The 12873-nt window shown below is 65.1% G+C and carries 8 protein-coding genes; 6 read left to right on the top strand and 2 right to left on the bottom strand.

Annotation, left to right across the window (positions count from 1 at the left end):
- Positions 1-86 precede the first annotated feature (86 nt).
- The gene (locus TACI_RS00790; protein ID WP_012868917.1) at positions 87-1442 is read left to right on the top strand and encodes a nucleobase:cation symporter-2 family protein; all 1356 of its coding nucleotides are present in this window, start codon (positions 87-89) and stop codon (positions 1440-1442) included.
- Between the two features lie 52 nt (positions 1443-1494).
- On the opposite strand, the gene TACI_RS00795 is transcribed toward TACI_RS00790, so the two are convergent.
- Entirely contained in the window at positions 1495-4008 is a 2514-nt protein-coding gene (locus tag TACI_RS00795) for an HD domain-containing phosphohydrolase (RefSeq protein WP_012868918.1), read from the bottom strand.
- Positions 4009-4119: 111 nt separating this feature from the next.
- On the bottom strand, positions 4120-5493 hold the full coding sequence (locus tag TACI_RS00800; RefSeq protein WP_012868919.1) for an alanine/glycine:cation symporter family protein: 1374 nt from the start codon (positions 5491-5493) through the stop codon (positions 4120-4122).
- 149 nt (positions 5494-5642) lie between these two features.
- On the opposite strand from TACI_RS00800, the gene TACI_RS00805 reads away from it, so the two are divergent.
- Genes TACI_RS00805 through TACI_RS00825 form a run of 5 tightly spaced genes read left to right on the top strand, consistent with a single transcriptional unit; the run spans position 5643 to position 12860 of the window.
- Complete coding sequence (locus TACI_RS00805) at positions 5643-7793, top strand: TolC family protein (protein ID WP_012868920.1); 2151 nt, start codon at positions 5643-5645, stop codon at positions 7791-7793.
- Positions 7790-8890 (top strand): HlyD family secretion protein, encoded by a 1101-nt coding sequence (locus TACI_RS00810; protein WP_012868921.1) that lies wholly within the window; start codon positions 7790-7792, stop codon positions 8888-8890. The genes TACI_RS00805 and TACI_RS00810 overlap by 4 nt, the downstream gene beginning before the upstream one ends.
- A 4-nt stretch (positions 8891-8894) precedes the next feature.
- A complete protein-coding gene (locus TACI_RS00815) occupies positions 8895-10250 on the top strand; it encodes a TackOD1 domain-containing metal-binding protein (protein WP_423218550.1) in 1356 nt (451 codons plus the stop codon).
- Between the two features lies 1 nt (position 10251).
- Complete coding sequence (locus TACI_RS00820; protein WP_012868923.1) at positions 10252-11604, top strand: glycosyltransferase family 2 protein; 1353 nt, start codon at positions 10252-10254, stop codon at positions 11602-11604.
- A gap of 26 nt (positions 11605-11630) precedes the next feature.
- Positions 11631-12860 (top strand): HDOD domain-containing protein, encoded by a 1230-nt coding sequence (locus tag TACI_RS00825; protein WP_423218551.1) that lies wholly within the window; start codon positions 11631-11633, stop codon positions 12858-12860.
- The last annotated feature ends 13 nt before the right edge of the window (positions 12861-12873 follow it).

Raw genomic sequence — 12873 nt, forward strand, 5'->3', positions numbered from 1 at the left:
TGTCTGATATTTCTCAAGGGTTATATTGTATAGTGGTGGTGGCCCCGGTGGGGTGGCCTTATTACCTTTCAAGGAGGGGAAGGAGCATGGAGACTAGGGGAGCTAGGGGGTACGGGGACGGGATCCTGTACAAGGTGGACGATCGTCCGCCCCTAAACCTATCGGTGGTTTTGGCGATCCAGCACATCATGGCCGCCTTCGGCGGGATAGTGGCGGTACCCCTGATAGTGGGGGGGGCGTTGAAGCTTCCGGTCCACGACCTGGGGTTCCTGGTGAGCGCCGCCCTGTTGGCGGCGGGGATAGCCACCTACATCCAGGCCAAGGGGATAGGCCCCGTGGGGGCCAAGCTACCCTGCGTGATGGGCACCGACTTCACCTTCGTTGGCCCCTCCATAGCGGTGGGGGCCCAGATGGGGTTGCCGGGTATATTTGGGGCCACCATAGCGGGCTCCTTCATAGAGATCGCCCTAAGCCGGTTCATAAAGCCCCTGAGACGGTTCTTCCCCCCGGTGGTGACCGGCACGGTGGTGATGCTCATAGGGCTCACCCTGTTGCCGGTGGCCATCGACTGGGCCGCCGGGGGCTACGGGGCGCCGGACTACGGCAGTGTGAGGAACGTGTCCATAGCCCTGTCGGTCATGACGGTGATCATGCTGCTCAACCGCTACGCCAAGGGGTTCCTCTCCTCCGCGGCGGTCATAATAGGCCTCATCTTCGGCTACCTGATCTGCATCCCCTTCGGGATGCTGGACATGTCCCCCATAGCGAAGGCGGGATGGTTCGAGGTTCCGACCATCTTCAAGTATGGAGTCAAGTTCTCCATGGGGGGGTTCTTCGCCTTCTTCACCGCATATCTGGTGACCACCGTGGAGACCGTGGGGTGTCTCTTCGCCATCGGCGAGGCGTCCGGCAAGGAGCTGGACTCGGAGGACATATCCAAGGGTATCCTGGCGGATGGGGTTGGGTCTCTCATCGCCGGATTCGTCAACGCGGGACCCAACACCTCCTTCTCTCAGAACGTGGGGCTGATCCCGTTGAGCAAGGTGGCCAGCCGCTATGTGGTCCAGGTGGCGGGTATAATCTTGATCCTCATGGGGTTATTCCCCAAGCTGGGGGCCCTGGTGGCCATAATGCCTAACCCGGTTCTGGGTGGGGCGGGGATCATCATGTTCGGCATGGTCATGGCGGCGGGGATCAAGACCCTCAAGGGGGTGGAGCTCAACAACCGCAACATGCTGATCCTGGCCATATCCCTTGGGATCGGTATCGGCGTCACCGTGAGGCCGGACTTCATCTCCAGCATGCCCAGGGCGGTGAGGAGCTTCTTCTCCTCCGGCATAAGCGCCGGCACTGTGGCGGCCCTGTTGCTTAACGTGGTCCTCAAGGACGATGCGGAAGGGGATCTGGAGGAGGATCTGGAGGTGAGGCCCGAGGAGGCCTGACCACCTGCGGGGCCCCGGGGTGCCGGGGCCCCTTCGGTTTCCAAGGGGCCGGTCAGTTCCCCAAGGAGGATACGAAGGCCTCCACCACCTGGGGGTCGAAGATGATTCCCTTGAGGGAGGCTATCTCCTCCAGCGCCTCCCGATGGCTCAGGGGCCTCCGGTAGGGTCTGCCGCTGGTCATGGCCTCGTAGGCGTCCGCCAGGGCGAAGATCCGGCACTGGATGGGGATCTGATCCCCCTTGAGTCCCCGGGGGTATCCGGAGCCGTCGTATCGCTCGTGGTGCAACAGGATCAAGTCTGCTACGGATACTATCTCCTTCACGTTCTGGGCTATCATGTAGCCCACCTCGGGGTGTCGTCGGATGTCCTCCATCTGGTTCTCCGTCAGTGGGCCTTCGGCCCTCAGAACCTCCGGAGGTATTCCTATCATCCCTATGTCATGGTAGTAGGTCAGCAGGGAGAGATCCTCCATCTCCCTGGGGCTCAGATTCATGGCGGATCCCACCGCAAGGCAGATTTTCTTGAGGCGGTTCCTGTGGTCTTCGTCCTCGTGGCATCGGGAGCTCAGGGCGGACAGTATCCGGTCCAGCAGCATCTGCCGCTGGTCCCTCCCGTCGATGAGCTTGTGTCGGTACATCATCTCCTCCGCCTCCTTCATGGCGGGGAGGATGCCCTGGCCTGGATTGGACCTGGTACCCCAACCTAGGGCGATGCTCATGGGTATGTCACCCAGGGGGGAATCCCGGACCATCTCCCGGATTCGCTGGGCGGCCATCTCTGCCCCCCGCTCGGTGGCTCCCACCAGGAGGATCAGGAACTCATCTCCCCCCCATCGGCCAACCACATCCCCCCGTCGGCATGCGGCCTTGAGGACCTTGGCGGCGTTGATAAGGAGGGCGTCTCCCCTCTCGTGGCCGAAGGCGTCGTTGGTCATCTTGAGGGCGTTAACGTCCGCCATGATGACCGATACGGGCATCACCTGCTCCTCCTCCAGCCGAGAGATCTCCTCCTCCAGGAACCGGCGGTTCGGCAGTTTGGTGAGCGGGTCGTGATAGCTCATATACAGCATCTTATCCCGCCACTGCTTCTCCTGTCCCACGTCTCGGAGGACAGCCACCGCCCCGGTGACCTCTCCCAGGGAATTCCTTACGGGAGAAGCGCTGCCGGAGATGTGGATCTTACCCCCTGGGGTGTTGGCCACCGCATCGGATATGGGGATTATCCTTCCGGAACGGATGGCGGCTCCCAGGGGATCCCCCTCGTTCAGGGTCTTGGACTCAATTATGGAGAAGACATGGGAGAAGGGCCTGCCAAGGGCGTCCTGCTCTTTGATCCCCGCCATCTTGAGGGCCGATGGGTTGATGGACGTGATGGTGCCGCCCGCATCTGTGGCCACCACCCCGTCAGCGATGCTCATAAGGGTGGTGTTGAGGGTCTCCTTCTCCTGGTGGAGTCTCCTCTTCGCCTCCTCCCGCTCGGTTACGTCAAAGATGATCGAGAAGAGGGCGGTGCTTTCGCCGATGTTTACCGGAGCGGTGAAAACGTCCACCAGCCTCACCGCGCCGCTCCGGAGCCGGTGGGGGAACAGGAAGTAGCGTTGCTTCCCATGGGCGGCCAGGAGGCTACGCCTTCTCACCTCCTCCTCGGGGAGCTGGTTGATGTCCTGAATGGTCATCCGGGTGATCTCCTCGTGCCGGTAGCCGTAGAAGTTCAGCGCCGATGGGTTCGCGTCCAGGATCTGCCCCGACTCGGGATCAATGAGGAGCATCACCGCCGGGTGCTCCCGGAACATGGCCTCGTAGCGCCTGAGCGCCGCGTCCCTCTCTTCCTGGGCCCTTCTCTCGTCGGTCACGTCCTTTATGAACCCCACTATGTGGGACGGGGCATGGTCAAGGAAGGAGGGCACCAGGGAGGTTTGCAGCAACCGCACCTGGTCGTTGGGGAGGAGGAAACGCTCGGCCACCGTTATGGGGGAGCGGGAATTGATGCAGTCCCGGTAGTTGGCCTCCACCATGGCCCCCATGCGATCGCCGAGCAGCTCCCGGGCGGTGAGCCCCCGGACGTCCCGAGAGCCTATCATGAACATGTCCCGGTAGAGGCGGTTCACCAGCACATAGCGGAATGACCCGTCCGGGTGGGCCCTCACCAGGAAGGCCCCCTCCTGGATCCCCTCGAACACGTCCTCGAACTCCAGGGAGATCTTCGAAACCCTCTCCCCCTCCACCTCCAGCAGGTCTATCCGCCTCATCTCCTGGGACACGTCCTGGAAGATGAGGAGGCTGACCCCCTCCGCCGGGGCGGTGCGCTGGATGTTGAACGTCCTGTCCTTCGCCTTGAGGTAGCCACGCTCACCCGCCGGTAGCCCGGCCAGGTCCGAAAGGTCGCAACCCCCCAAATGGGGCAGGTCCGACAGGATGGCCCCCTCCAGGTCCTCCCGGTCGAGAAGCCCGGCGAACGCGGGGTTGTGGTAGATGACCCTTGGAGGGGGGCCATCCTCCAGCAGGAGCAGGGGGTAGGGCCATGACTCGAACGCCCGGGGAAGGATTTCCCGGTACCTGGTGTCCATGGTGATCCCCCCCTTCGAGCTGGGTGTCGATTTAGATAGTTATACCACACTATTATACATCGCCGAAGGAGAAAGGCCAGGCCCCGGCGGGGCCGGGGCCTGGCCTTTCGGTCAGTTTCCGTCGTAGGAGGGGTCTGGATCGGATTTCAGCTTCGACTCGTAGTCGTTCATGGCTCTGACCGCCAAATTTGACAGGAGTATTATGCCGACCAAGTTTAGGAGGGCCATTATGCCGTTGAAGAAGTCCGCCAGCTCCCAGACCAGGGGCACCGACGAGGTGGCGCCGAAGAGGAGCATCCCCAGCACGATGACCCGGTACGCGCCGAGCCCCAAGGTCCCGCAGTTGGGGAACAGGTACTTCAGGTTGCTCTCCCCGTAGTAGTAGTTGCCCAGGATGGAGGTCCAGGAGAAGAAGAGCAGGGCGGCGGCTATGAAGTAGGGGCCCCAGCTTCCAACCGCGGACCGGATGGCCAGCTGGGTAAGCTCGATGCCGGTGGCGCCGCTGCCCAGTTGCCCTGATACCAGGATTATGGTGGCGGTGGCGGAGCAGACCAGCAAGGTGTCCACGAAGACCCCCATCATGGCCACGAAGCCCTGCCGGGCCGGATGGCGAACCTCCGCGGTGGCGTGGGCGTTGGGGGTGGAGCCCATGCCCGCCTCGTTGGAGAAGAGCCCCCGGGCCACCCCGTAGCGGAACGCCTGGGCCACCGTGTGCCCCAGGACGCCCCCCGCCACCTGCTTGGCCCCGAAGGCCCCCTGGAAGATCATGGATATGATGGAGGGCAGGAGCGATATGTGGGTCAGGGTTATGTAGAGGGAGATGGCTATGTAGGCGATGGCCATGACGGGCACCACCACCTCCGCCACGTGGGCGATCCGCTTGAGGCCCCCGAAGATGACCACCGCGGTGACCGCCATGAGAACCGCCGCCACCGGTAGCTCCCTCATGCCGAAGGCGCCCCGCAGACCCGCCGCTATGGAGTTGCTCTGCACCGCGTTGAAGATGAAGCCCATGGCAACGATGATGGACACCGCGAAGAGCATCCCCATCCAGCGCTGGCCCAGCCCCTTCTCCAGGTAGTAGGCGGGGCCGCCCCTATAGGTACCGTCCTGGTCCTTCACCCGGAACAACTGGGCTAGGATGGCCTCACCGCATATGGTGGCCATGCCGAGAACCGCGGTTAGCCACATCCAAAATATGGCCCCTGGGCCTCCAGACACCAGCGCGGTGGCAACCCCCGCCAGGTTGCCGGTCCCCACCTGGGCCGCCAGGCCGGTGCAGAGGGCCTGAAAGGAGCTTATGCCCCCCTCCTGAGACTTGCGTCCCCCGAGGGTCACCTTGAACATGTGGCCGAAGTGCCTCACCTGGGGGAACCGAAGCCTGAGGGTGTAAAAGACCCCGGTGCCCAACAGGAGCCACACCATCACCTTGCCCCACAGCACCCCGTTGGCGCTGGAGACCAGATCCATGAGAAAGCCTTCCATCCTACCGCCTCCCGCATGATAAAATTAAACAGACCCCCGGGGGGGGGGGGGGGGACAATAAATGCTATTTTGTCTTTGCGGCCTAGTCAATATAACGTAAATAGTTAAAATATTCGCCTTATAATTCGCGAGAATGGAGGGGTTCCTCGGTGACTTCCCGTCCGGTTCGGTCGTTCCTCCTGGCCCTGTCCCTGGCTATCCTGTGCCAGCTATCCCCCCAGCCCTCCATGGGGGCCACCCTGCCGGAGCTGGAGGAGATGGTGTCCTCCTCGCCGGAGGTGCTCCGGGCGGTGTACGACCTCCTGGCGTTGCAGGCTCGGGAGGAGGCGCTTGTGGCCTCCTCGGGGCTCAAGTTCTTCGCCGAGGCCTCCGTGACCGGATCCAACCGGCCGGAGTCCAGGTCCGACGACGCCAGGCTGGAGGGCTACTCCACCCTGTCCGGCCGGGTGGGGCTGGCGTTGCCGGTGTTGGGGTCCTGGCATCGAGAGCGGGTCTCCCAGATCCGGGCCCGGATCGACTCCCTCAAGGGGGCCCAACGGGAGATGGAGGCCCGGCGGGCCAACCTGACCGCCCTTCGGAAGGCCTACGTGCTTCTCTGGACCTCCCAGCGACGGGAGCTCCTCTCCCGCTGGTTCCTCCGGCTGGAGGGGCAGGCCATGCCCCCCATGCGCCGCAGGACCGAGGAGGGCTACCTCCTCAAGGCGGACCTGCTGGAGATGGAGAGCTGGTTCCACCTGGCCCGGCGCCAGCTTGAGGGGGCCCTGGCGGACCAGGAGATGGCCATGGGGATCATCCGCAAGGCCACCGGCCGGCCGTACCAGGAGATCCTTAAGGCCGAGACCCCCTCCCTGCGGCCGGTCCGCTACTCCAAGGGGGCCCTGGGCAGGTACGTCAACCAGGATGACCCGGAGCTCGGGATCCTTCAGCAGGTGACGGAGCAGATGGAGCTGGCGGCCCATCACCAGGGCCGGGGAGGGTACGAAGCGGAGGTGAGGGCCGGGGTCTCCTACAGCCTGGAGGACCCGGGCAGGGGCGGCCACGACGCTTTCGTCTCCTTCGGCCTGACAGCCCCGGTGGGGCTCTCCAAGGCCTCCCGGCTCTCCAGGGAGGCGGCCCTCTTCGAGGCCCAGGCGGCGGCGGAGGAGGAGGCGATCCACCGGATGGACCGGCTCTCATCCATTCTGCACGGGGTCTCCCGCTGCCGCCACGCCCTAAGTCAGCTGGAGTTCTCCTCCGCCAGGCTCGAGTCCGCCCTGGAGGCCCTCCGGGTGGCCGACCTGAGGGCCTCCTCCATTCCGGGAGACGTGCTGGAGCGGCGCCTTAGGGCCCAGATGGACCTCTTCTCCGCCGCCATGGACGTGGTGGAGGCGGAGGGACTGGCCATGCAGTACCACGCGGAGCTGCTGGAGCTGATCCCCCAAGACGGCCCCCAGGAGGACCCCGTGGTGATCTCCTCCCCCCCTCCGGGCACATCCCAGCGGTGGGCCCTGGTGATGACCGCCCTGGGGGGCACCCCATCGCCCAGGGGGCAATCCACCGGTGCCCTACAGCTTGGGGCCTACCTCTGGAACGGGGACCGGGTGCTCAATGGGGAGGGGGACCGGTTGCTGGAGCTGATCGGACGGTCCCCCTTCCGGCGGATCCTTATCTCCTTCACCTCCCGGGGGATCCGGTCCATCCTGGACGGGGGCCCGGCCTCCCGGCGCCTCCACGATTTCTTGAGGTCCGCCAGATCATCGGGGGTGTGGGTGGAGCTCCTGCTGGGGGACCCGGACTTCATCCTGGATCCTAAGGGCATGGTGGACCTGATATCCCGCCTCAAGGGCCTGCCCTTCGACGGGCTCCACCTGGACCTGGAGGTGGACCAGATTCCCGGCGCCTCCCAAAGGCGGCAGGAGCTGAACCGGCGCTTCCTCCAGGCGGTGGAAGCGGCGGCCAAGGCCTCCCCCTGGGGGGTCTCGGTGTCCATCCACCCCCGCTACCTGGAGGAGCCCTTCCGGCAGGAGACCCTCGAGGGGCTCCATCGCTCCCGGGTCCGGGGCGTGGCGGTGATGATCTACACCTCCTCGACGGACAGGGCGGTGGAGCGGTTCCTGTCCGTCGCCCGGGGCGTGGGGGACATCAGGATGTGGCTTGCGGTGTCGGTGGAGGGGAACGTCTCACCGGAGGAGAGCCTTCGAGGGCTTGGGCCAGCGGGTTTCTCGGACGCCCTGGACCGGATGGGCAGGGCGGGAGTTAGGTCCGTGCTGGTCCAGTCCTTCGAGGACCACCTGTCCATGACTGGAGGTGGAGGCAGATGAGGATCCGTTTCAGCCGTAAGGAGTCCCCCAACGTGGACCCCGGGGGGTTAAAGGTGGACTACGGCCCCGCCAGGAGGGCAGCCCTGAAGTGGCGGTGGTACCTGTTGCTGTTGCTCCTGTTCTCCCCCCTGGCCTTCTTGCTGTGGAAGGTGGCCAGCTACGCGATCCTGGTCTCCGCCCCCGGGGTGGTCAGGCTGGAGACGGTCACCGTGTCCTCCCCCATCCAGGGGGTGGTGTCCCTGCCCCTCAGGCCCGGGCAGCTGGTGAGGCGCGGGGACCAACTCTTCTCCGTCCGGGACCCGTCGGTGGAGGCCCGCCTTGCGGTGCTCAACGCGGAGCTGGGGGCCCTCAAGTCCTCCCCCTACCGCCCACCATCACTTAATCGGGTGGACCTCTCCCCCCTGGCGTCCCAGGTTCAGGTTCAGCGCAGGTCCGTGGCATATCAGCGGGAGGTCCGGGACCGGATCCGGGACCTGTTCTCCCGCGGCGCCGCCACCCGGGCGGAGCTTGACCAGGCAGAGGACCGGCTCCGGCAGGCGGAGGCGGCCCTGGCCCAGGCGGAGGCGGCCCTTTCGACCCTCAAGCCCTCCGCCCAGCCGGCATCCCAGTTCAGCGAGTACGAGGCCATGCGGCTCAACCGGATGGCCCAGATCCAGGCGGAGGCGGAGCAGCTAGGCTCCGTGCGCCACAAGGTGGTAACCAGCCCGGTGGACGGGGTGGTGCTGGAGCTACTGGTTAACGATCGAGGGTCGGTCCCCATGGGGGGAGGGGTGGTCACCCTGGGGGACCGCTCCAGGGTCCGGATATGGGGCTACCTGGACCCCAGGTTCATGCCCTACGGGGAGGTGGGCTCCCCGGTCCGGGTCCGCACGCCCGACGGGATGACGGTGCAGGGACGGGTGGAGGCGACCCCGACCCTGAGCACCCAGATCCCGCCGGACCTGTCGGGGCCGTTGAACGAGCGGGGCAGGGCGGTCCTCATCAGCGTCACCTGCCCGGAGCTACCCGCCGCCTACCACGTGGACGGCATAAAGGTGGACCTGCGCTTCCCCTTCTCCTGGAGGAACGCCATGAGGTCCCTGGGGATCCGGATCTAGGGGGGTGAGTCGGTTGATCGGAGAGGCGCATGGGGGTCATGGGATCCTCCGGGTGGGCTCGGTTCTGGCCCTGAGGGAGGCGCTGGAGGGGGCCACCAGGGGGATCCTGGTGCCCCGGGGGGCCGAGACGCTCGAGGTGCTGATGGAGCTCCGGTCCCACCGGGATCGGGGGCTCATCCCCGCCTTCGTGGAGGGGGAGACGGACCGGTTCCTGGCGGAGCTGTGCGACGGGGTGGACCTGACCGAGGCCCAGATGTCCTCCCGGGCGGAGGAGATATGGGACCGGCTACAGGGGATCCAATGGGATCTCCTGGGCTCCAGCCTGGATTACCGGCTAATCGCCTTCCTGTACTCTAGACCCCACAGGGGCCTTTCGCCGGTGCTCAGGCCCTTGACCGGCCGGGTCTACCTCTGGCCCCTGATGGAGGCCTTAGGGGGAGGCAAGGTGGATCCCCAGGGCTGGATAGCCCGGCTGGCGGACGGGGGATACCTGGAGGAGGGGGAGCTGGTGGAGCGGGTCCGCTTCTGCCCCTTCTGCGACGGGGGGCACCTGAACTACGTGGACCTGTGCCCCTCCTGCGGGAGCATGGACATAGAGAACGTCCAGTTCATCCACTGCTTCACCTGCGGCCGGGTGGGCCCCAAGGAGGACTTCCTGGTCACCGGGGAGATGATATGCCCCTTCTGCGCCGCCAGGCTGAGGCACATAGGGTCCGACTACGACATCCCCATGGAGAACCAGCGATGCCGGGACTGCGGGGCCGCCTTCTCGGAGCCCAGGGTCTCCTGCCACTGCCTCCTATGCGGCCAGTGGAGCGACCCGGCGGACCTGATCCCCCGGAACTTCCGGGTCTGGAGGCTCACCGATAAGGGGGTCCTGGCGGCCCAGACGGGGGAGATGCAGAGCCGGTACGAGGTGATGGACACCCTAAACTACATGAAGCCCGAGCCCTTCCGGCACATCCTGCAGTGGATGCTGAACCTCTCCAGGAGGCCACCGGTGGAGCCCTTCTGCCTGCTTTCCATATCCTTCGGGGACCTGGACGCCTTCGTGGCCCGGGTTGGGCTCCGGCGGGCCATGGAGACCCTTCGCTCCATCATGGGAAGGATAAAGGAGATGATCCGAACCACCGACGTGAGCACCCGGTCCGAGCATGAGGAGATCCTGCTTCTGTTGCCCAAGACCCCCCTGGAGGGGGGGCTGGTGGTGGCCCGCCGCATAGGACAGATTCGGTCTGCCCTGCCCCAGGAGGTGGCCTCCACCTTGCCCCTGGAGGTGAAGATCGCCTCGGTGCCCGAGGACCTGGAGGACTCGGCGGACGTGGACCTGTTCCTTGCGAAGCTGCGAGAGGTGAGGTGACTTGGGACCCTTCCTCGTTACCGATGTCCTGCGGATGGCGGCGGCGGCGATCCGGGGGCTACTGGAGGATCCCCTGTCGTCCCAGGTGTGGGTGGTGATCTTCAAGTTCGTCCCCATGGTGGTCTTCCTGGAGCTACCCTACTACGCCTTCGTCCTGGCTGGGGTGCTCAAGTACGCCATGGAGAGGGCCCTGCTGCCCTGGGAGGAGGTGCAGTACCACCCGAGCGTGTCCTGCATAATCACCTGCTACTCCGAGGGGGAGGACGTGAAGCTCACCATAAGGACCCTGGCGCACCAGATCTACCCCGGCAGGATCCAGATAATACCGGTCATAGACGGGGCCCTGGTGAACTCCCACACCCACCGGGCGGCGCTGGAGATGATGGACCAGGTGATGAGGGCTCCCAACCGGGAGCTGCTGGTGTTGCCCAAGTGGCAGCGGGGGGGGCGGGTCTCGTCGCTCAACGCGGGGCTGTCGGTGGCCCGGGGGGAGGTGGTGATGGCCCTGGACGGGGACACCTCCTTCGACAACGACATGGTCTCCAAGGCGGTGCGCCACTTCAGGGATCCGAACGTGGCGGCGGTGGCCGGGTGCCTCCGGGTGCGGAACTGGAGGTCCTCCCTGGCGGCAGCGCTGCAGGGGCTGGAGTACATGCTGGCCATAGGGGTCAGCAAGACGGGCCTTAGCCAGTTCAACGCGGTGAACAACATATCCGGCGCCTTCGGCATATTCCGGCGGGAGGTGCTGAACCTGATCATGGGCTGGGACGCGGGGAGCGCCGAGGATCTGGACATCACCATGAGGATAAAGAACTACTTCGGCCGATACCGGTCGGTGAGGATCCTCTTCGACCCGGAGGTGATAGGGCACACCGACGCGCCCCCCACGTTCCGGGGCTTCTTCAAGCAGCGCCTCCGCTGGGACGGGGACCTGTTCTACATATACGTCCGCAAGCACCTGAAGTCCTTCTCGCCATCCATGATGGGCTGGAGGAACTTCATCACCGTAACCCTGGGAGGGCTCTACTTCCAGATCGTGGTGCCCCTGATCCTGTTGGTCTACACCGCCTTCAGCTTCATCACCTTGCCGCTGGGGACGGTATTTAGGATCCTCTTGCTGGTATACTTGTTCTACCTGGGGGTCACCTTGGTGTTCTACCTGCTGGGGCTCGCCTTCGTGTCCGAGCGGCCCAGGGATGACCTGATCTTGGGCGTCCTGCTGCCCCTCTTCCCGGTCTTCACCTTCGCGTCCCGCCTATGGTCCGCCGCGGCGGTCATCTGGGAGATGGTGGCCCGGGGGCACCTGGACTCCTCCATGGCTCCCTGGTGGGTCCTCAGGAAGGGAAGGTTCTGATATGTCAATGTGGCGTCTTGGAGGTGATGGGCTTGCCGAAGGTTAGGGTGTCAGACCTCAGGGAGGGAATGGTCCTCCAGGAGGACCTGTTGGCCCCCAACGGCAGGTTCATCCTGCCCAAGGGGGCGGTCATAAGGGAGTCCTACATAAAGACCTTCAAGGCCTGGGGGGTGGTGGAGGCATCGGTGGCGGAAGGGCCCGTGGCGGAGGAGCCCCCGGTGCCGGAGGGCCTGGCGCCGTTCATCGACAGGGCCCGGGCTCTGGCGGACATGTTCTTCCCCCGGGAGGGGAGGGACGAGATGCCCATGAGGGAGATCCACCGTTGCGGGGTGCTGGCCATGGCCAAGTCCCTCGCGGAGGGGGAGGAGTTCCCCCTGGAGGTGGGGTGCATCCCCGTGTCCCCCTCGTCGGTGGGGGTCCGGCGCAAGGTGACCCCTCACGAGCTGGTGGCGGCCAACGCCTTCGTCACCCTCCCGGACATCTACTATCGGATAGACGAGGTGATAAAGGCCCCGAACAGCTCGGTGGAGCAGATAGCCCGGGTTGTGGGAAAGGATCCCAGCCTCTCCGCCAAGCTCCTGAAGCTGGTGAACAGCTCCTTCTACGGCCTCCCATCCCGGGTGGATTCGGTGGCCCGGGCGGTGACGCTGGTGGGCACCAAGGAGCTCCTGAACTTGGCCATAGGGGTGTCACTGCTGTCCGCCTTCAAGGGGCTGGACCCGGGCTACGTGTCCGTCCGGTCCTTCTGGACCCACTCGGTGGCCTGCGGGGTCTTCGCCCGGATCCTGGCCGCAAAGATGGGCATCCGGGAGGAGGAACGGTTCTTCCTGGCGGGGCTCATGCACGACATAGGGCGCCTGATCCTGTACGTGAAGGTCCCCTTCAGCATGGGGGAGGTGATCCGCCTGTCCTCCCAGGGGCAGGACATCTACGAGACCGAACAGGATGTCCTGGGGTTCGATCACGGACACCTGAGCTACTACGCCCTGAGGGAATGGAAGATCCCCTCGTCCATAGGGGAGCTGGTCCGGTTTCACCACAGGCCCTCCTCCGCCCGCACGCCGGAGGAGCTGGTGGTCCACGTGGCGGACGTGTTCGCCATGGCGGGTCGGTTCGGCACCAGCGGTAGCTTCATGGTGCCCCGCCTTAGCCCCTACCACTGGGACCAGCTGGGGCTATCGGTCAACGTCATAGAGCCGGTGTTCGTCCAGGGTCAGAGGCAGATCCGGGAGATAATCGGCATGTTCTTCTCCTGAGGGGGTGGGGGGT

Origin of the sequence: Thermanaerovibrio acidaminovorans DSM 6589 (genome assembly GCF_000024905.1) — a bacterium.
Classification (GTDB): domain Bacteria; phylum Synergistota; class Synergistia; order Synergistales; family Synergistaceae; genus Thermanaerovibrio; species Thermanaerovibrio acidaminovorans.